The following is a 19,716-nucleotide window of genomic DNA, read 5'->3' as shown; positions in this document are numbered from 1 at the left end:
CCAGAGGAGCCTAAAGACCCATGGCCATGACCCAGACGATCGAGGCCGCTCCGGCCGCCGACTTCGCCAGCCCGCGCCAGGGCCGCCAGTGGGGCGTCGCCTTGAGGGCCCTGAACCGGCTGATGGCCGACAAGGAGGACACCGGCCAGGTGTTCGAGATCATGCGCGCCCTGAATGCAGGCTCGGCCGCCCGCGGCTATCACCGCCTGATCGAGACCCGCGAGGGCGGGCGCATGGCCTATGAGCGGACCGAGCTGGCCGGTCGGCTGATGGACGACGCCTGGCTGGACAGCTTCGCGCCGGGCACGGTGGGCGCGGCCTATCGCGACTTCGTGCGCAGCGAGAACCTATCGGCCGAGGGCCTGGCCGAGGTCAGCCGGCAGAACCGCAGCCGCGAGGAGGAGCGCCACCCCTATGCCTGGTTCGGCCGCCGCACCCGCGACGTTCACGACATCTGGCACATCCTGACCGGCTATCACCGCGACGGGCTGGGCGAGGCCTGCCTGGTGGCCTTTTCCTACGCCCAGACCAAGGGGCTGGGCTGGGCGGCGATCGCGCTCAGCGCGGCGCTGAGGCCCGGCCGGGGCCGGCGAGGGCCCTATGTCGCCGCCATCTGGCAGGGCTATCGGCGCGGCAAGGCGGCCGCGTGGCTGCTGGGCGAGGATTACGAGCGGCTGTTGAACGAGCCCCTGGAAGCGGCCCGCCGCCGGCTGAACATCACCCCGGCCACCCGCTATGACGCCATTCCCGTCGCCCAGCGGGATTTCGTCCCGGCGGTTTGACCGTACGGCCAATCGGCAAAGAAAAAGGAGCGCGCCGCGGCGCGCCCCTTCCCGTTTGGCAAGGGCCCGAAGACCCCCGCGCTCCAGATCAGAACTGGTAGCGCATGAAGATGCCGAACTCGTCGTAGGCGCCGTTGCCCCCGTTCAGGCCGCCGATGATGCCGCTGCCCTGGGGCGAAGCATTGGCGGTGGTGATGAACGTGGTCGAGTTCTGGACCGCGGAGACGGAGGCTGGGGCCGCCGCGCCGTTCGAGGTGACCAGCAGGCCGTTGGTGACCGAGTCGCGCTTGTAGACCATGGCCACGTCGACGCCCTTGACCGGGGTGTAGGACAGACCGACGTTGAAATACTCGTCGCGCGAGGCCGAGTTGGTCTTGTTCGAGGCCGTGGTCGCGTCGCGTTCCGGGTTCACCCAGTCGTAGCGGCCGAACAGGGCGATCTTGTCGGTGATGTTGAACGAGCCGAAGGCCGAATAGCCGTCGGCGTTCGCCTTCACCGGCTTGGCGGTGGTGACACCGGTGATGTCCTTCGCCGAGACGTACTCGCCGCCGACGCGGAAGCGGGTGTCGACATAGGCCAGGAGGGCGTCGAAGCGATTGGCGGTGTGGTTGACCGTCACGCCGTTGACGTCCTTGCCGAGGTCGCCCTCGTAGCCGCCGATCGCCGCGGTGAAGTTCTCGTAGGATACGTTCAGGCGGCCTTCGAGGTCCATCTTCTTGGTGCGGTTGAAGTTGCCGACGTCCGGCGCCTTGTAGCCGCTGCCGTCGATCACGCCCAGGGAGTAGCCGACCTTGACCGGCTTGAAGTCGAAGTTGCCGGAGACGGTGATGCCGGTGTCGGCCGAGGTGCCGTACTTGAGCCGGTCGATCAGCACGTTCTCGACGTAGCGATAGCCGTAAATGTTCTCGACGAACGGCACCCAGGGCATGTCGGTGATGCCGGCGCGAACCACCAGGGCGTCGGAATACTTGGCCTGCAGGTAGGCCTTCTTCATGAACAGCTGGGTGGCCTTGGTCGTGCCATCGTACAGGAAGTCGGTGGTCAGGTTGGCCGAGTAGGTATCGTTGAACTTGTGGTCGACGATCAGGTAGGCGCGCTTGATGTCGAAGCCATAGCCGTTGTCGGCCGGGTAGCCGTTGGAGGCCGCGGTCGTGCCGGTAGCGGCGAGTGCGCCCGGGGTCTTCTGGTTGATGTCGCTGATGTCGGCGAACACGGTGGCGCCGACCTTGGTGTCGCCCCACCAGCCGGGCTTGGGCGTGTTGGCGACCACGGCCTGCTTCACTTCGCCGGGCAGGGTCTGGATCTGCTCGGCCAATTGGGTGCGGGCGGCGCTGGCGTCGGCCTTGGCGGCGGAGGCTTCGGCCTCGGCGGCCTGGGCCTTGGCTTCGGTCTGCTCGCGAGCCATCTGCTCCTGGTCGAGGCGAGCCTTCAGCGACTCGACTTCATCGGCCAGGGCCTTGACCTCTTCGGCGGTGGCGCCGGCCGGCGCGGGCGCGGCGGCTTCGTGGTGATGGTGCTTCTTCGACGTCTTGGCTTGCGCGGCGGCGCCCATGCCGACGGCGAGCACAACACCGCAGGCCACGCTGCAGAGCAGCGACGATTTAGTCCGCATCAGATGTTCCCCAATCTTCCCCCGGCTGATCAGCCGGAACTTGCGGGAGCCGGACTATGCGCAGGGCATAACAATCCGGCGACGGAGCGGTGACGCTTTTGCGACAGCAGTCCGCTCCCGCCCGCGAGTGACAAATGCATCACAGTGCGAAGGCCCGTCCTGGGGCGTTCTCACCGTCGGTTTCAAGCGCTCTAGATGCCCTCCCGCAAAGTGGCGCGCGGATAGATTTTCCAGCGCGCAGGCGTAACGGCGGCGATGCCGCCGTCATGGATCTTGGCCGGAACGCTCGCCGAGCGGAGCCGCAGCTCCAGGTCCTGGCCGGCGATTCGGCAATGAAGCCGCGACTCTGAGCCGCGGGTGACCGCGGCCAGGACTTCGGCCCGCAGGCCCGTTCCGCTCGCATCGGCGACATCGACCTCGTTGGGCCGGAAATAGAGATCGGCTGGACCGCCAGGGGTTCCGGGCGCTGCAACGCGCCAGTCGCCGATCCGCAGGGCGCCGTTCTCCACCACGCCCGGCAGGCGACAGGATGGGCCGAGGAATTCGAAGGCGAAGGCGTCGCCTGGATTTTCGTACAGCGCGCCCGGCGCCCCGACCTGGACCAGGCGGCCGTCCCTCAGGATCGCCACCCGGTCCGCCAGGTCCAGCGCCTCCTCCTGGTCGTGGGTGACGAAGACCGTGGTGACCCCCGCCCGGTCGTGAATCTCGCGCAGCCAGCGGCGCAGGTCGCGGCGCACCTGGGCGTCCAGGGCTCCGAACGGCTCGTCCAGCAGCAGCATGCGCGGCTCGATGGCCAGGGCCCTGGCCAGGGCCACCCGCTGGCGCTGGCCGCCGGACAGCTGCGCCGGATAGCGGCCGTCCAGCCCCTCGAGCTGGACCAGGCTCAGAAGGTCGCCGACCCGGCGGCGGATCTCGGCTCGGTCGGGGCGCTCTGCGCGCGGCCGCACGCTGAGGCCGAACGCGATGTTCTGGGCCACGGTCATGTGGCGGAACAGGGCGTAATGCTGGAACACCATGCCCACCCGCCGCCGGCGGGCCGGCAGGGCCAGGAAGTCCTCGCCGCCGAAGCGGACCTCGCCGGCGTCGGGCCGCTCGAGCCCGGCCAGGATGCGCAGGAGCGTGGTCTTGCCCGAGCCAGATGGGCCGAGCAGGGCCAGGAATTCCTTCTCTCCCGCCGCCAGCGAGACCCCGTTCAGCGCCGGATAGCGGCCGAACGACTTGCGGATGTCGCGAATGTCGAGGGCCAGGCTCGGTCCCTCAGCGGCGGCGGGCGTGGGCGAGCTGGTCGGCATATCGCCATTCGAGGGCGCTCTTGAGACCCAGGGTGACAAGGCCGAGCGAGGCCAGGAGGGAGGCGGCCGCGAAGGCGCCAACGAAGTCGTAGTCATTGTAGAGCGCCTCGACATGAAGGGGCAGGGTGTTGGTCAGTCCACGGATCTTGCCCGACACCACCGAGACGGCGCCGAACTCGCCCATGGCGCGGGCGTTGCAGAGCAGGACCCCGTAGAGCAGGGCCCACCGGACATTGGGCAGGGTCACCCGGCGGAACACGGTCAGGCCGCCGGCGCCCAGGGTCACGGCCGCCGCCTCCTCATCGGTTCCCTGGTCCTGCATCAGCGGGATCAGCTCGCGGGCGACGAAGGGCAGGGTGACGGTGATGGTCGCCAGCACCAGGCCGGTGACGGTGAAGATGATGCGCACGCCGTGGTCCGCCAGCGCCTGGCCGAACCAGCCCTGGGCCCCGAACAGCAGCACCCAGACCAGGCCCGAGACCACCGGCGACATGGAGAAGGGCAGGTCGATCAGGGCCAGGAGGGCGCTCTTGCCGACGAACTCGAACTTGGCGACGCACCAGGCGGCGGCGAGGCCAAAGGCGGCGTTCAGCGGCACGGCGATGGCCGCGACCAGGAGGGTCAGGCGGATCGCCGCCCAGGTGTCGGGCTGGCCGAACACGGCGAGATAGCCGGAGAGGCCCTTGTGGAACGCCTCCTCGAACACCACCGCCAGGGGCGCGGCGACCAGAAGGCCAAGGACCAGGACCGCGCCCGCCAGCATCAGGGGCGCCGCGCCCGGCAGATGGACCCGCATCCTCATGCTCGCCCCCGCCGCGCCAGCAGCATCTGGGCGCCGCTGACCGCGACCAGGCACAGGAAGGAGATCACCAGCATGGCCAGGCCCACCGCGGCGGCGCCGGCATAGTCGTATTGCTCCAGCTTGATCACGATCAGCAGGGGCGCGATCTCGGTCTTCATCTGCAGGTTGCCGGCGATGAAGATCACCGAGCCGTACTCGCCCACCGCCCGGGCGAAGGCGAGGCCGACGCCGGACAAAAGGGCTGGGGCCACGGCCGGCAGGATCACGCGCGCGAACCTCTGGCCGTCATTGGCGCCCAGGGTGCGGGCGGCCTCGTCCACCTCGGGGTCCAGGTCCTGCAGCACCGGCTGCAACTGGCGCACCACAAAGGGCAGGCCGATGAACAGCAGGGCGATGAACACCCCCGCCGGCGCATAGGCGGTCTTGATCCCCAGATGGGCGGCCACCGCGCCGAAGGGGCCGGTGGGCGCATAGAGCGCGGTCAGGGCGATGCCGGCGACCGCGGTCGGCAAGGCGAAGGGCAGGTCGACCAGGGCGTCCAGCAGCCGCCGGCCCGGAAACTCGAAGCGCACCAGCACCCAGGCGACCACCAGGCCCATGGGCGCGTTGGCCAGGGCGGCCAGGGCCGAGGCGCCGAAACTGAGCCGCAGCGCCGCCAGGACCCGGGGATCGGTCAGCACATGCCAAACGCCCGCGAGGCCCAGCTGCCACGGCTTGAGGGCCAGGGCCAGCAGGGGGATCAGCACGATCGCGCCGAGATAGGCCAGCGTCACGCCCAGGGCCGGACCGAAGCCCGGCAGCACCGAGGGCTGGCGCCAGCGCCAGGCGGCTTTGGGCGGCGCGGCGTCCGCGGTCGCGGCGACGAAGGCCATGGTCTGTCAGGCCTTGTGAATCTGGTCGAACACCCCGCCATCGGCGAAGTGGGTCGCCTGGGCCTTGCGCCAGCCGCCGAAGGTGTCGTCGATGGTCACCAGCGGGATCTTGGGAAAGTCCTTGGCGTACTTGGCCACAGCCGCGCCGTTGCGCGGGCGGAAGTGGTTCTTGCCGATCAGGTCCTGGGCCAGGGGGCTGTAGAGGAAGTTCAGATAGCCTGCGGCGACGGTGCGCACACCCTTGCGGTCGACGTTCTTGTCCACCAGGGCCACGGGCGGCTCGGCCAGGATCGAATTGGGCGGGATGACGATGTCGAACTTGTCGGCGCCGAACTCGGCCAGGGCCAGGTGCGCCTCGTTCTCCCAGCAGACCAGGGCGTCGCCCAGGCCGCGCTGGGCGAAGGTCACGGTCGAGCCGCGGGCGCCGGAATCCAGCACCGGCACATGGCGGTAGAACTCGGCCACATAGGCGCGGGCCGAGGCGTCGGAGCCGCCCGGCGCTTTGAGCGCAGAGGCCCACGCAGCCAAATAGGCCCAGCGCGCCCCGCCCGAGGTTTTGGGATTGGGGGCGATCAGGGTCACACCAGGACGCACCAGGTCGGCCCAGCTATGCAGCTTGGCCGGATTGCCCTTGCGCACCAGGAACACGATGGTCGAGGTGTAGGGGGTGGAGTTGTCGGGCAGGCGCGATTGCCAGTTGGTGGGCAGGAGCTGCGCCTTCTCGGCGATGACGTCGATGTCGTAGGCCAGGCCCAGGGTGACGACGTCGGCCTGCAGGCCATCGATCACCGCCCGCGCTTGGGCGCCCGAGCCGCCGTGGCTCTGGTCGATGGTCACCGCCTGCCCGGTGCGCGACTTCCAAAAGCCGGTGAAGGCGGCGTTGATGTCCTTGTAGAGCTCGCGGGTCGGGTCGTAGCTGACATTGAGCAGCCGGATCGGCGGCCGGTCCTGGGCCAGGGCCGGGCCGGCGAGGGCGGCCGCGCCCAGGGCCGTCAATACGGCGCGGCGGTCGGTTCTGGCGTGGCGCACGGGCTCTTCCCCTTCAGATCGTCTAAGGTGGGGTCATGCTAGCCAGAATCTCTATTAGTTCGATAGAGTTTTGGGGGAATTGGATGCAGTTTTTCTGAATGGCGAAGTTTCAGCCTGTTCGCGCGTAGCGCAGGCGTCTCGCTAGCCAGCAACCCACCTGCGCTTCGGTCACTTGCCCATCCGCGCCGCGCTGGAAGGATAAAGTCCAGTCTCCAGGAGGGGTATGGTCCAGGGCGCGGGGGCAAGGCAGGGCCCAGAGGTCGGCGGCGATCGGATCGAGCACTTCCATGCGCCCCTGGCCGAGAAAGCCGGAGAAGCCGCCGTAGAGCACGCCGCCGGCGTCGACCACGGTCAGGTCCGCGTCCAGCTCCGCGCAGTGGTAACGGCCGGCCACGTCGCGCGAGGGCTCGCCGACGCGGGGCAGGAGCCGGGTGCTCTGGTTCTCGCCCAGGCGGTCGAGCCACAGGCCGTCGGGCGCATGGCGCAGGCTGGCCGCGTCGCTGGCCGCGCCATCGCCGGTCAGGGCCAGAAGTTCGGGGCGATGGCCGTAGCGCAGCCGGACTTGTCCTGGCCCCGCCGTCTCGACCCGCACCGAAAGGCCGGTCTCAGGCTCGATATAGGCGCCCAGCCAGGCTGGTTCGCCGTCGCCCGCCGGGACCTTGGCCTGGGGCTCGTCCAGCACGGCGGCCAGCAGGTTCACCGCCGCTTCGTGGGCGTCGGACAGGTGGTTTAACATCACCACCACCGAAATCCGCTCGGCCGGGGCATAGAGCCGGTGGCTGCGCCAGCCGCGCAGGGCGCCGCCATGGCCGGTGACGGCGCGGCCCAATTCCTCGCCGCGGGCGAGGCCGAAGCCATAGGCCGCCGGGGACCCGTCCGCGAAGGTCACTGGTGCGGAGAGGCGGCGATAGATCGACCCCGCGTTGTCCCGGGTGCGGTCGATGTGGCGCTCCCAGGCGATCATGTCGTCCAGGCTGGCCCCCATGCCCGCATCGCCGGTCCAGACGATGCGGTTCTCGGCGGCGCGAAAGCCGGCGCCTTGCGAGCCCTCATAGCCCTCGGTCCCGTCCGGCATGGCCCGGGTGTCGGCGGCCAGGAAAGCGGTCTCCATGCCCGCTGGCTCGAACAGGCGGGTGCGCAGCAGTTCGGCGAAGCTGCGCCCCGTCCGCGACTCTGCGATGTCGCCCAGCAGGCGGAAGTTCTGGTTGACGTAGGAATAGCGGGTCCCCGGCGTGAACTGCAGCGAGCGGGTTCCGGCGATCACCTGGGCGGCTTCATGGTCGCCGAAGCCGCTTTCGGCCGGGGCGCCGTGCAGCATGGCCACGGCCCAGTAGTCGCGAAGGCCGGACTGGTTATGGCAGAGGTGCAGGGCGCCCGGCGCGGTCTCCTCCAGCCGCGGCAGGCGTGCGCGGACCTCGGCGTCCAGCACGGTCGGGTCGGGAAAGGCGTCCAGGACCACCCCGCAGGTGAACTGCTTGGTGATCGAGCACATGCGGAACAAGGTGCGCGGCGTGAAGGGGATGCGCCGTTCGGCGTTGGCGAAACCCCAGGCGTGGCGGAGCAGAACCTCGCCTTCGCGCAGCACGGCCACGGCGCCGCCTGGACCTGGAAAAACGCGCGGCAGTTCGGCGATAGCGCGATCGAGGCGTGCGGACAGGCTAGTCATGCTGGCGGCTCACATGAGGTGATGGCGCCGCCAGCATGGCCTAGCAGAATGGCTTGGCAAGCCGGCCATAGACCGGCTCGCACAATCAGGCGTTCAGGCTGCGACTGTAGCCAGGGAAGCCCGCCCCTTGGGGTCCGGGCCGTACTGGTTGTCGCCCGGCGTCCCGTCCAGCAGATACAAGACAAGCAGCACGAGACCGCCGATCACGGGGACCAGGGCGACCAGGATCCAGGCGCCCGACTTGCCGGAGTCGTGCAGTCGCCGGACGGCGACAGCCAGACTGGGGACGAAGCTCGCCAGCGCGAACAAGGACCACAGCATGAAGATCAGGCCGGCAAAGCCGCTCGGCGGCGTATGGGTCATGATGGCGCTCATCATGGCCCCGCCCGTGATGGCGCTCAGCACGAAGCTGACGATCATCTGGAAAAGAGCAAACATCCAGAATTCCATACGGCGCGCCCGGCCGCTGAAATCCGCATACTTCGTATAGGGTTGAAACATCAGCGGCATAGGTGGGGTCCCCCCTTGTTTTGAATCGCCACTGATGGGGACGCTAACATAGCCGTGGGTTAAGCCAAGCTTGCGGTTGCAACCGTCGGGCGCGCCGCCGATGAATTCCGATAGCGCTCGCTAGGTTTTCTGGATATTCGGTCGTTCAAGCCACCAACAAACAGGAGGCGTCCAGGGGGAGACCATGTTCAGGACTTCGATTCTATTTGCCCTCGTGGGCGCCGCCCTTTCCGGGCCGGCGCTGGCCAAGACCCTGGACGTCGCGGCGGGTCCCGACGCTCAGGAGCGCATCCAGTCGGCTCTGATCGACGCCAAGCCGGGCGACGTGGTGCGCCTGGGCGCCGGCCGCTTCGATCTCGCCGACGGCCTGTCGCTGGACGTGGCCAATGTCACTGTCACCGGCGCCGGCGCCGACAAGACCATCCTGGCCTTCGACGCCCAGAAGGGCTCGGCCGAGGGGCTGCTGGTCACCTCCAATGGCGTTACCGTGCGCGACCTGGCGGTGCAGAACGCCCATGGCAATGGGGTCAAGGCCAAGGGCGTCGACCGCATCACCATGAAGAACCTGATCGTGGAGTGGACCGGCGGGCCCAAGTCCTCGAACGGCGCCTATGGCGTCTATCCGGTCTCCTCGACCAACGTACTGATCGATCACGTGCTGGTCCGCGGGGCCAGCGACGCCGGCATCTATGTCGGCCAGTCCAGGAACGTGGTGGTCGAGCACAGCCGCGCCGAGTTCAACGTCGCTGGGATCGAGATCGAGAACTGCTACGACGCCGAGGTGCGCGACAACCTCGCCACCCACAACGCCGGCGGCATCCTGGTGTTCGACCTGCCGGGCCTGCCGCAGATGGGCGGGCATTCGACCAAGGTGTTCAACAACGCCTCGATCGACAACGACACGCCCAACTTCGCGCCCAAGGGCAATATCGTGGCCGGCGTGCCGACCGGCACCGGGGTGATGGTGATGGCCAATCGCGACATCCACGTATTCGCCAACAATATCGACGGCAACGCCACGGTGGGGGTGCTCTTGGTAGCCTATGTGCAGCCCTTCACCGACCCGGCCTACAATCCCCTGCCGCGGGAGATATCGATCCACGGCAACCGCATGGGCAAGAACGGCTGGGCGCCGGCTTTCCCCGGCGGGGCCGAGCTGGCCAAGGCCCTGGGCGGGACCCTGCCGCCGGTGGTCTGGGACGGGGTGGTGACCTACACCCATCCGGGCGGAAATCCCGAGACCATCCCCGCTCAATTCCACATCGCCGACGGCCCGGTGGCCAACCTGCGCCTGGTCACCCAGGGAACGCCGATCACCAGCGCCAATCCGGAGGTGACGCCCAACCTAGGCTCGGCGCCGCTGCCGGAGCCAGCGCCCGTCACTCTGCCGGCTGGCCAGGGCGGCTGACGGCGCGGCCATGGGTTTCGGTAGAGTTCTGGGCGGCCTCGCCCTTGCCTGCCTCCTGGTGTTCAGCCCCATGTCGCGCGGCAAGGCCGATGGGCGGCCGGCCGTCGACCTGGCGCGGCTGATGGACGAGACGCCGGCGCCGCGGCTTTCCGACTATCACCTGTTCGCTGACGCCCACGCCCGGGTTCCCAGCGCCCGCGTCACGCCCTACGGCCTGGCGACGCCGCTGTTCAGCGACTACGCGGCCAAGAGCCGTTACCTCTACTTGCCGCCAGGCGCCGTCGCCCGCTACCAGGGAGCGGGCCTGCTGGACTTGCCGGTGGGTTCGGTGCTGGTGAAGACCTTCGCCTATCCCGCCGATTTCCGCCGGCCCGACCAGGACGTGCGCCTGATCGAGACACGGCTTTTGATCCATCGCCAGGCCGGCTGGACCGCCCTGACCTATGTCTGGAACGCCGAACAGACCGAGGCCGTCTTGAAGCGCGCCGGCTTGCGCGAGCCGGTCAGCTTCATCGACGCCGCGGGCCGGCCGCGCCAGATCGACTACGCCGTGCCAAATGTGAACCAGTGCAAGGAATGCCATTCGAGCAACGGCGCGATCACCCCGATCGGGCCAAAGGCGCGCAATCTGGCCATTGAGACCCCGGCCGGCGGCCAGCTGCAGACCTGGGCCAAGGCGGGGCTGCTCACGGGTCTTCCGTCAGGTCCGATCCTGGCGACGCCGCGTTGGGACGACCCTGCCCAGCCGGTGGCGGCCCGAGCGCGCGCCTATCTCGACGTCAATTGTGGCCACTGCCACAGCCTCGCGGGCCTGGCCAGCAACAGCGGTCTCTATCTGACGCTCGAGGAGCAGGACATCCATCGCCTGGGCGTCGGCAAGCGGCCGGTGGCGGCTGGGCGCGGCTCAGGCGACCTGGAGGTCGCCATCGATCCCGGCCGTCCGGACAAGTCGATCCTGGCCTACCGTATGGCCTCGACCGAGCCGGGGGTGATGATGCCCCAGATCGGCCGAAGCGTGGTCCATGACGAGGGCCTGGACCTCATCCGCGCCTATATCGCCCAGATGAAGCCGGACAAGCCTTAGCCCTTGGCCTCGCTGAGGCTCAGCGGTACGAAAGAGCGGCGCCCATCGCGCTGGACCATCAGCAGCACCGCCTTGCGCCCCTCGCGCTTCTGCTGCGCGACGGCCGCGGACAGGTCTGCTGGGGTTGCGGTGGGGCGTCCGGCGGCCGACAGGATCACGTCGCCGGCTTGAAGCCCCTTGTCCGCCGCGTCGGAACCGCGGCCGACGCCGTCGATGGTCACACCTCCCGAGGCGTTGGGCTCCAGCCGCATGCCTAGGACCTTGGAGGAGGCCGGCTCGGCGCCGCCGGCGCCTGCCTCGTCCGGCGTGTCGTTGCTGGCCAACTGGGCTTCGCTGGGACGGATCCCCGAATGCACGTCGATAGCCTGGACGCGCCCGTTACGCAGTACGTCCAGCTTCAGGGTCTCTCCCGCGCTAGCGAGCGCCACCTGACGCGTCAGGTCGGAGGCCGAGGCGACCTCGCGGCCGTTGATCTTCTGCACCACATCGCCGGGCTGCAGGCCGGCGCGCTGCGAGGGGCCGCCGGGGGTCAGTTCGGCCACGAGGGCGCCCTTGGGCTGGGCCAGGCCCAGGCTGTCGGCGATCTCGGGGGTCACGTCCTGGATAGCGGCGCCGATATAGCCGCGCACAACCTTGCCCCCACTGATAAGCTGCTTGCTGACCTGGGCCGCCACGTCTGCGGGAATGTCGAAGCCGATGCCCACCGAGCCGCCGGACGGAGAAAAGATCGCGGTGTTGACGCCAACCACCCGGCCTTGAACGTCGAAGGTCGGGCCGCCGGAATTGCCGCGGTTGATCGGGGCGTCGATCTGCATGTAGTCGACATAGTTGGAATCGCTGACGTTCTTGCGGCCCAGGGCCGAGACGATGCCGGCTGTAGCCGTGCCGCCCAGGCCGAAGGGGTTGCCCACGGCCACCACCCAATCGCCGACGCGCGGCTTGGCGCGATCCTCGAAGCTGACATAGGTGAAGTCGTGCCCCTCGACCTTGACCACGGCGATGTCGGTGGCGGCGTCGCGGCCGACAAGGTGGGCCTTCAGTTCGCGCCCGTCGGTCAGGCGCACCTTGATGTCGTCTGCGCCGTCGATCACGTGGTTGTTGGTGACGATGTAGCCGTCGGAGGAGATCAGAAAGCCTGAGCCGGTGGCGCGCATCTTGGGCGCCGGCGCGCCTTCCGGATCCTCGGGAACCAGCTGGCGGAACTCGAAGCCGAACGGCAGCTGGGGCGCCTGGCCGCGGAAGGCGGCCGGGTCGCGCTTGGCCTTGCCCTCCACATCGATCGAGACCACGGCCGGGGACACCTTCTGCACGATGTCGGCGAAGGAGGACGGGGAAGCGCTGGCCAGAGCCGCCGGCTCGCCGGCGGTCGCGGCTTCGGCGCCCCGCGCCCAATAGCCGCCCGCGCCGGCCAGCACGGTGGCGACCGCGCCGACGGCGGCGCCGGCGATGAACTGCGTCTTCTTCATGTCGGGTTGTGACCTCGCCCAGTGTTGGCAGAGCGTCGCAGCCGCGGCTGAAGTCGGCAGATTTTGGCGAACATGTCGGCGCGCAAGTTTGCTCGACGCTCAGATTCGCCCCCCGCCAGCATGGTTAGGCGGGGTTTGTGATCAATCTAGGGCGCCGTTCGCCGCAGTCCCGCCGCGATTTACGCCGCTCCGCGGTTGGCGGAGCGGCGCGAAGCGGGTTCAGTTGCCGGCTGGGTCGGTAGCCTTACCGGCATGGCTCAGCGGTGGGTACTTGGCGCGCGTGGCCTGCGTATCTGGAATGGGCGCATTGGCCACGGTCTGAGTGGCGACATCGCTGGCGGTCGGGGCCGGCGTCGCGGTCGGGCTGGTCGCCTCAGCGGCCGGCGGCGTCTGCGCTACGGCCGGAGGGTTCACGGCGCCGGACGTGGCGGTCGTTGTCTGGGCGAAGGCGGCAGGCGCGGCGAACAGCAAGGCTGCGGCGGTCAGGGTGGTGAGCTTCATGGCTTCGAGCCTTTCGGCGGGTTGGCCCCCGAGCTCTACCCTCATCAACGCGCTGGCCGGCGTCGCGTTGCGCCCGCCGCCGATCCCGGGGCTAAGGCGCCGCTTTCAGCTGCCCCCTGATCTCGCCGCCGGGATGGGCTTGGGTGTGGACGTTGAAGTACCACTTCCCGGCCTTCAGGTCGGCGACCTGCGCATCGGTCAGCTTGGCCGACCCGGTTATGGGACTGTTCAGGCTCATCATGGTGATCACCGGCGGCGCATTGGCGCCGGCTGCCGCCGGGCCGTGGAAGTGGGCCATGGTCGCCGCCCCGGTCAGGCCGGAATAGGTGACTTTGTAGCTCAGCACCTTGGCGTCGGTGTCCAGGCTGGCCTCGACCTGGCCCGAGCCGGTGGTGGCGTTGGCGGGAACCTCGTCGCCCCCCTTCAGAGGCGCTGAAAAGGTCAGGGTGGCCGCGCCCGCCGTTCCCGCCGTCAGCAGTAGCGCCGCAATGGCCGCGCCAAAAAGTTTGGTTCGCATGTCCGTCCTCCCGGGTGTTTCCCCTTCTTGTGGAGGCGATCGAAAACGAAACCCGGACGGATTGCAAACGTGGCCGCGGAATTGGCGGTGCGCTTAGAACTCTTCCCACTCGCTGGTGGCCACGGCTACTGCGGCTCCGCCGGCGGCGCGGCGGCGTGCCGGAGCGGCGCCGCGGGGCGAGCTGCGAACAGGGGCTTGGGTGGCGGCCGCGCCGACCTCGAACTTGCGGATCAGGCTGGAAAGCTCGTCGACACCCTGGCGCAGCCTGTGGCTGGCGGCGGTGGCCTCCTCGACCATGGCCGCGTTCTGCTGGGTCACCTGGTCCATCTGGTTGACTGCGGTGTTGACCTGGGTCAGGCCCGAGGCCTGCTCCTGGGCCGAGGCGGCGATCTGGGCGACCAGCCCGTTGATCGATTTCACCCGCTCGACGATCCGCTTGAGCGCCTCGCCCGTGCGGCCCACCAGGCCGGCGCCGGTGTCGACATGGCGCGACGAATCGCTGATCAGGCCCTTGATCTCCTTGGCCGCGTCGGCTGAGCGCTGGGCCAGGGCGCGCACTTCCTGGGCCACGACCGCAAAGCCGCGGCCAGCCTCGCCGGCGCGGGCGGCCTCGACGCCTGCGTTCAGAGCCAGGAGGTTGGTCTGGAAGGCGATCTCGTCGATAATGCCGACGATCTTGGAGATCTCGCGCGAGGACTCCTCGATCTGCCCCATTGCGGCCACGGCGTCACCGACGACCAGGTGCGACTTTTCGGCGTCCTGCTCGGCGTCGGAGACCAGCTGGTGGGCGTCGCGGGCGCTGTCGGCGGTCTTGCGCACGGTGGCGGTGACCTCGTCCAGGGCGGCGGCGGTCTCCTCCAGGGTGGCGGCCTGGTGTTCGGTACGGCGGGCCAGGTCGTCGGAAGCGCTGGTGATCTCGTTGGAGCCCGAGCGGATGCCGTCTGCGTTGGCCACGATCACGCCCATGGCGTCCTGCAGGGTCTCCATGGCGGCGTTGAAGTCCCCCTGGACCTTGCGATAGGCGGGGGCGAACTGGGCGTTCAGGCGATAGGTCAGGTCCCCGCCGGCCAGGCGTTCCAGGCCGCTGGCGAGGGCCTCGACCACCTGTGCCTGCTCGCGGGCGTTGGCTTCGCGGGCGGCCTCGGCTTGCCGGCGCTCGGCTTCCGACTGGTCGCGCAAGGCGATGCTCTCGGCCTCCAGCCGCTCCTTGGCGATGGCGGCGTCGCGGAATACGGTGACGGCCTGGGCCATCTCGCCGACCTCGTCGCGGCGATCCTGGGCCGGCACTTCGAGCGCGGTGTCTCCGCTCGCGAGCCGCCGCATGACCTGGGTCATGGCGGCGACCGGCTTGGCGATCATATCCGTCAGCAGCCAGGCCATGAAGAGCGACAGGCCGATAGCGGCCATGCCGCCCAGCGCCAGCATGGTCGTGCCGGTAGCGAAGGCGCGGGCCTGGGCGGCCGAGCGCGCGGCGAGTTGGGCATGCTCGCGATCGAAGATGGCTTTGACGAATTTGCGGGTGTCGGTCAGGCGGCCGATGGTCTTGATCTCGCCGCGGGCCTTGTCGAGCGTGGCGGGCGCGCCGGCGTCGCCGATCTGGGTCTGGCAATCGGCCTCGAAGATAGCCACCGCGGCGGCGATAGACTCGGCGTCGGCCTTCTCGTCGGCGTTGTCGATCTTGGCCTTCAACTCGTCCAGGGCCTTGGCGAAGTCTTCATGGAAGCCCTTGATCCGTGGCAGGAAGGAAGGGTCCAGGGTGGCCACGTAGCCGCGGACGGCGTTTTGCTCTTCGACCAGCGCGGAAAGCGTGCGGTTGAGGGAATCGAGTCGGTCGTAAGAGGCCTGGTTCTCTGCGGTCGCCTTGCTGATCGAGGCCATTCCCGACCAGGTCGCCAGGCCCGCGGCGCTGACCGTCGCAACGACGACGGCGAAAGCGATGGTCAGCTTGCGCGAAATGCGGGCGTCCTTGAGTGACATGGATGTTCCTGCCGATAGGGGTCTGGTCCGAGGCGGCGAAGCGGGCTGGGAGCGGGCTCGTCGGGTCGCCAGGTACCTAAATCGGGGCGGCCGAAGAAAAGGTTTACGGTAAATTTCCCTCAAGCATTGCTGGGGTTGTTCTGACGGGGTTTTCCTCGCATATGCATTCTTATGGTAGTGTTTTATGGTGTAAATTGCGACGTTGGGTCGCATTCAAGATCAAGGCGCAAAGCGACGCGCGGCGCGAAGCGCAGGCTTCCGCCGCCCAGTTCCTCAAAATATTGGAATCTGCATTCCAAAACCGAGTGAATTTGTTTGGGTACTGAACAAGTCAACGCGGCCCCAGCCGCAAACTCAGCATTCGACAACGTTGACCGCCAGTCCCCCCAGGCTGGTCTCCTTGTACTTCGAGCGCATGTCTTCACCGGTCTGGCGCATGGTCTCGATCACTGCGTCCAGCGAGACCACGTGCTGACCGTCGCCCTGCAGGGCCAGGTAGGCGGCGTTGATCGCCTTCACCGCCCCCATGGTGTTGCGCTCGATGCAGGGGATCTGCACCAGCCCGCCGATCGGGTCGCAGGTCAGGCCCAGATTGTGCTCCATGCCGATCTCGGCGGCGTTCTCCACCTGGGCGTTGCTGCCGCCCAGGGCGGCGGTCAGGCCGGCGGCGGCCATGGAGCAGGCGACCCCCACCTCGCCCTGGCAGCCCATCTCGGCGGCCGAGATCGAGGCGTTGGTCTTGTAGAGGAAGCCGATCGCCGAGGCGGTCATCAGGAACGCCTGCGAGCCGGCCTTGGTCGGGGCGGCGGCGAAGGCCTCGTAGTATTTCAGCACCGCCGGCAGGATGCCGGCCGCTCCGTTGGTCGGCGCGGTGACCACCCGACCGCCGGCGGCGTTTTCCTCGTTCACCGCCAGGGCGTAGAGGCTGACCCACTCGAACACCGCGGCCGGGTCCGGCCGCGGGCCGCGGGCCAGGAGAGCCTGGCGCAGGGTCTGGGCCCGCCGGCGGACCTTGAGCGCGCCGGGCAGCAGCCCCTCCTGCCGGCAACCACGGTCGATGGATGCGAACATGGCCACGCGAACCTGGTCGATGAAGGCTTCGGTCTCGGCGCGCGGGCGGAAGGCCTCCTCGTTGGCCCAGACGATATCCGCAATGGAAAGCCCGGTGCGCTCGCCGATCTCCAGCAATTCGGCGGCCGAGGCGAAGGCGTGCGGCAGGGTCAGATTGGCCCGTGCGGCCGACTGGCCCTCTTCCACGACAGCCCCGCCGCCGACCGAGAAATAGACCCGCGACAATGGCTCGCCGCGCTCGAAGAAGGCGGTGAAGCGCACAGCGTTGGCGTGTCCGGGCAGGAACTCGCCGCGGCGGAACAGAAGGTCGGTCTCTTCCTTGAAAACGATGGGCTGCTGGCCGGCCAGGGGCAAAACTTCCGAACTGCGGATCGCGGCCACCAGCAGCGGGATGGCGTCGGGATCGACCTCCTCCGGCGTGTGGCCCGCCAGGCCCAACAGCACAGCGACATCGGTGGCGTGGCCCTTCCCGGTCAGGGCCAGGGAGCCGTAGAGCTCGCATAGCACCCGCTGGGGCTTGGCGCCGGCCGTGGCGACGGCGGCGAAGGCGCGGGCGGCGCGCATCGGCCCGACCGTATGCGAGCTCGACGGGCCGACCCCGATGGTGAACAGGTCGCGCACGCTGAGCGAGGGCGAAAGCTGCGGCCGGGCGGAGGCTTCTGGCATGGCGCGTCCCAAATCCGGGCCGGATGCCCGGCCCTAAACAGCGCCCCTTCTGTCGGTTTGCCTGAGATCGTTATCCCGTCGGCGGACGCTCAGGGGCGCCACTCTCCAGAAGTTCGTTCGCCGAACGGTCCTTTTGCCTGAGAGTTTCCGGGGCGGTTGCTCCTTCGGCGCCGGCTTTTTGGGCCGGTCTCTCCCGTAACGGCGCGCGAAGGTCGGTCAGGCGAAAGCCGGTGTCAACGGCGTGAGGCGACGGCTCACTTGAACGCTGGCGGCGCCAGATAGGCGGCGAGATCGCTCCACCGCGGCGGCGCCGGTAGGCCGTCGGTGGCGGACGGGCGGTTGACGCCGAGCACGTCGCGCGAGGCGGGCTCCCGCTTGGGCCAGGGGCCGGCGGCGCCGTCCAGCGCCTGCACCAGGCCCTCCCAGGGCAGGGCCGCCCTGGCCGAGACCTTCTTGAACGAGGCCTCGGGTCGGTAGGGCTTGATCGAAGGGTCGATATCCTCGCCCTGCAAAAGGCCCATCGCCGCCAGCACCGCCACCCGGGTCAGGTACTCGTCGTGAAAGGTCTGGAACAGCGAGACCTTGGTCGCCTGGTATTCCTGCTCGGCGTTGAGGGTGTCGAAGGTGGTGCGGATGCCGATGCGCGCCTCCAGTTTCGAGCCCTGGTAGGACTTGGCCTCCTGGTCCAGCTGGTCGTGCAGCTTGATCAGGATCGAGCGGCGAAGCGCCAGGTCGTTCCAGGCCTTGGCCAGGTTCATCACCACCTGGCGGCGGGCGTCGGCGATTTTCAGGTTGTCGCGGTTGTTGTCCTCCAGCGCCTGGCGGACCCGGGAGTCGTGGGTCCCGGCGGTGTAGAGGTTTTTCGAGACCTGGAAGGTGGCGTCATAGGAAATGATCCGCTGATCGCGCAGGTAGGGAGCCAGGGGCTCGCGCGAATAGCTGCCGCCGATGCTGACCTGGACCCCGTCGGCCGCCTTGGCCTCGGCGACGCGCAGGCGCGACGCCATCTCGGTGAACTGGGCCGCCTGGACCTGGGGGTTCAGCGTGTCGGCGGCGTCGAAGGCGGCGTCGACGGTCTGCGGCAGGCCGGGCAGGTCGGGCAGGGGCTCCAATTGCCCCGGCTGCTGGCCAACGGCCGCCACATAGGCGGCCTCGGCGTCCTGGAGATTGGCGCGGGCGCGGGACAGGTCGACCTGGGCGGCGATCAGGCGGGCCTGGGTCAGGGCGCGGTCGGTGGCGGTGACTTCCCTGACCGCAAACTTGGCCTCGATCTCCTTGTCCTGGTCGCGCAGGATGTCGATGTTCTGCTGGGCGATGGTGACCAGGTCACGGTTCAGCAGCACGTCGGCATAGGCCGTGATCACCTGGCCGAGGATGGTGGCTTCCTGCTGGCGCAGGACCTGGCGGCCGGCCAGCACGTCGGCCTCGCTGGCGCGGATCTCCATCCCGGCCTGGCCGCCGGTGTAGAGCGGCTGGCTGAGGACGATGCGCAGGGATTCGCTGTCGATGCCGTAGTAGCGGCTTTTTACTAGGCCATTTGAAAACAGGCTCGACTCCCGCACCTTGGAGGCGTTGCGGTCCCCCGACGCACTGAGCTGGACCGTTGGCCCGAGCTGGGCGCGGGCCTGGACGAAGCGCTCGTCCAGCGCGCGCAGGTCCGCGCGGCCGGCCAGCAGGGCGGGGTTGGTCTGGTAGGCCAGGGCGATGGCGTCGGCCAGGGTTTCCGCCCGCGCCGCGCCCGCGGCGGCCAGGGCCGACAGGAGGGCTGCCGAGAGGGGCGCGGCCCAGCCTCGCCCAGGCGGGTTCATTCGGCGACAGCGCCCACGAACCCAGCGCCGCAACCGGCGGTCTTGGCTGCGGCGACGGCCGGCGCGAGATCATCGATGCGGAAAGGCCAGGCCCGCTTCTTGTCAGAGGGGCGGATCCACACGGTCTTGCCGCCGACCACCGCGCTATAGGGCAGGATCACCCGCCCGCCGCTGGGATTGGTCGGATCGTCCGTTTCGAGCTTCACCCCATGTGAGGCCAGGGCCATGGCGCTGAGACGCCAGGAAAAGGCTGGGCCGGTGTCGACACGGTATACGGCGTCGTAGGTCTCTGTGTGCGGCGAGAACTGGAAGGTGACGGCGGCGCGGTCGAAGCTCATCCGCGGGGCGCTCAGGACACAGCTGACCTGGCCGGTGAAGCGGTCGTGCTTAACGTTCAGCGTCCACGGGCCGAACCGCTGGCGGGCGTCTTCGGGAACTCCGGGAGGGGCGGGCCGCCGGTGCAGTTCGACCGGGTGGCCCAGCCACGACGGCAGGTGCAGATCAGCAACCAGGGCCACCGGCATTTCGCATCTCCCCTCACGGCTCTGGGCCGCGGCCAAACCAGAAATTCCAGGTATATGCAACCCCAAACGCTGCGGCCAGTGAATAGGCGATTGCGCTGCTCACAGCGGGAAAGCAAGCTTTGCACTTTC

General features: G+C 68.8%; 17 protein-coding genes and 1 riboswitch. Of the genes, 3 read left to right on the top strand and 14 right to left on the bottom strand.

What is annotated here, in order from left to right; all coding sequences use genetic code 11:
• The first annotated feature begins 20 nt into the window (after positions 1–20).
• Positions 21–782, top strand: a complete 762-nt coding sequence (locus KCG34_RS11580) for a Coq4 family protein (protein WP_249138315.1) — start codon at positions 21–23, stop codon at positions 780–782.
• A gap of 88 nt (positions 783–870) precedes the next feature.
• Here the strand turns inward: KCG34_RS11580 and KCG34_RS11575 are convergent, their stop codons facing one another.
• The 7 genes from KCG34_RS11575 to KCG34_RS11545 form a co-directional block, all read right to left on the bottom strand.
• Positions 871–2,394 carry a hypothetical protein gene (locus tag KCG34_RS11575; RefSeq protein WP_211940498.1) on the bottom strand — a complete coding sequence of 508 codons (1,524 nt, stop codon included), beginning with the start codon at positions 2,392–2,394 and terminating at the stop codon, positions 871–873.
• 191 nt (positions 2,395–2,585) lie between these two features.
• A complete protein-coding gene (locus KCG34_RS11570) occupies positions 2,586–3,686 on the bottom strand; it encodes a sulfate/molybdate ABC transporter ATP-binding protein (protein WP_211940497.1) in 1,101 nt (366 codons plus the stop codon).
• Entirely contained in the window at positions 3,652–4,488 is an 837-nt protein-coding gene (gene cysW / locus KCG34_RS11565) for a sulfate ABC transporter permease subunit CysW (protein ID WP_211940496.1), read from the bottom strand. Before cysW ends, KCG34_RS11570 begins: the two co-directional genes overlap by 35 nt.
• Positions 4,485–5,360, bottom strand: a complete 876-nt coding sequence (gene cysT, locus KCG34_RS11560) for a sulfate ABC transporter permease subunit CysT (RefSeq protein WP_211940495.1) — start codon at positions 5,358–5,360, stop codon at positions 4,485–4,487. The genes cysW and cysT overlap by 4 nt, the downstream gene beginning before the upstream one ends.
• Before the next feature lie 6 nt (positions 5,361–5,366).
• Complete coding sequence (locus KCG34_RS11555; RefSeq protein WP_305825982.1) at positions 5,367–6,389, bottom strand: sulfate ABC transporter substrate-binding protein; 1,023 nt, start codon at positions 6,387–6,389, stop codon at positions 5,367–5,369.
• 109 nt (positions 6,390–6,498) lie between these two features.
• Positions 6,499–8,055, bottom strand: coding sequence for a D-aminopeptidase (locus KCG34_RS11550; RefSeq protein WP_211940494.1), 1,557 nt, complete (start codon positions 8,053–8,055; stop codon positions 6,499–6,501).
• Positions 8,056–8,148: 93 nt separating this feature from the next.
• Positions 8,149–8,493 carry a DUF805 domain-containing protein gene (locus KCG34_RS11545; RefSeq protein ID WP_249138314.1) on the bottom strand — a complete coding sequence of 115 codons (345 nt, stop codon included), beginning with the start codon at positions 8,491–8,493 and terminating at the stop codon, positions 8,149–8,151.
• Positions 8,494–8,749: 256 nt separating this feature from the next.
• Between KCG34_RS11545 and KCG34_RS11540 the strand changes: the two genes are divergently transcribed.
• Positions 8,750–9,973 (top strand): parallel beta-helix domain-containing protein, encoded by a 1,224-nt coding sequence (locus KCG34_RS11540; RefSeq protein ID WP_211940492.1) that lies wholly within the window; start codon positions 8,750–8,752, stop codon positions 9,971–9,973.
• 10 nt (positions 9,974–9,983) lie between these two features.
• A complete protein-coding gene (locus KCG34_RS11535; protein ID WP_249138313.1) occupies positions 9,984–11,057 on the top strand; it encodes an SO2930 family diheme c-type cytochrome in 1,074 nt (357 codons plus the stop codon).
• On the opposite strand, the gene KCG34_RS11530 is transcribed toward KCG34_RS11535, so the two are convergent.
• The 7 genes from KCG34_RS11530 to KCG34_RS11500 all read right to left on the bottom strand — a co-directional run bounded on the left by KCG34_RS11530 (position 11,054) and on the right by KCG34_RS11500 (position 19,587).
• The gene (locus KCG34_RS11530) at positions 11,054–12,523 is read right to left on the bottom strand and encodes a Do family serine endopeptidase (protein ID WP_211940491.1); all 1,470 of its coding nucleotides are present in this window, start codon (positions 12,521–12,523) and stop codon (positions 11,054–11,056) included. The two genes, KCG34_RS11535 and KCG34_RS11530, sit on opposite strands and share 4 nt — an antisense overlap.
• Before the next feature lie 219 nt (positions 12,524–12,742).
• Positions 12,743–13,024 carry a hypothetical protein gene (locus KCG34_RS11525; RefSeq protein ID WP_211940490.1) on the bottom strand — a complete coding sequence of 94 codons (282 nt, stop codon included), beginning with the start codon at positions 13,022–13,024 and terminating at the stop codon, positions 12,743–12,745.
• Between the two features lie 91 nt (positions 13,025–13,115).
• A complete protein-coding gene (locus KCG34_RS11520) occupies positions 13,116–13,541 on the bottom strand; it encodes a CHRD domain-containing protein (RefSeq protein ID WP_211940489.1) in 426 nt (141 codons plus the stop codon).
• A 93-nt stretch (positions 13,542–13,634) separates the two neighbouring features.
• A complete protein-coding gene (locus tag KCG34_RS11515) occupies positions 13,635–15,518 on the bottom strand; it encodes a methyl-accepting chemotaxis protein (protein ID WP_211940488.1) in 1,884 nt (627 codons plus the stop codon).
• Positions 15,519–15,872: 354 nt separating this feature from the next.
• Positions 15,873–17,255 (bottom strand): L-serine ammonia-lyase, encoded by a 1,383-nt coding sequence (locus KCG34_RS11510; RefSeq protein ID WP_211940487.1) that lies wholly within the window; start codon positions 17,253–17,255, stop codon positions 15,873–15,875.
• 115 nt (positions 17,256–17,370) lie between these two features.
• Positions 17,371–17,461, bottom strand: a riboswitch (glycine riboswitch).
• 48 nt (positions 17,462–17,509) lie between these two features.
• Entirely contained in the window at positions 17,510–19,063 is a 1,554-nt protein-coding gene (locus tag KCG34_RS11505) for a TolC family protein (RefSeq protein WP_211940486.1), read from the bottom strand.
• A complete protein-coding gene (locus KCG34_RS11500; RefSeq protein ID WP_211940485.1) occupies positions 19,060–19,587 on the bottom strand; it encodes a hypothetical protein in 528 nt (175 codons plus the stop codon). Before KCG34_RS11500 ends, KCG34_RS11505 begins: the two co-directional genes overlap by 4 nt.
• Positions 19,588–19,716 lie beyond the last annotated feature (129 nt).

The sequence above is a fragment of the Phenylobacterium montanum genome (genome assembly GCF_018135625.1).
GTDB classification, from domain to species: domain Bacteria; phylum Pseudomonadota; class Alphaproteobacteria; order Caulobacterales; family Caulobacteraceae; genus Poindextera; species Poindextera montana.
This window is presented reverse-complemented; position numbering and strand designations above follow the sequence as displayed.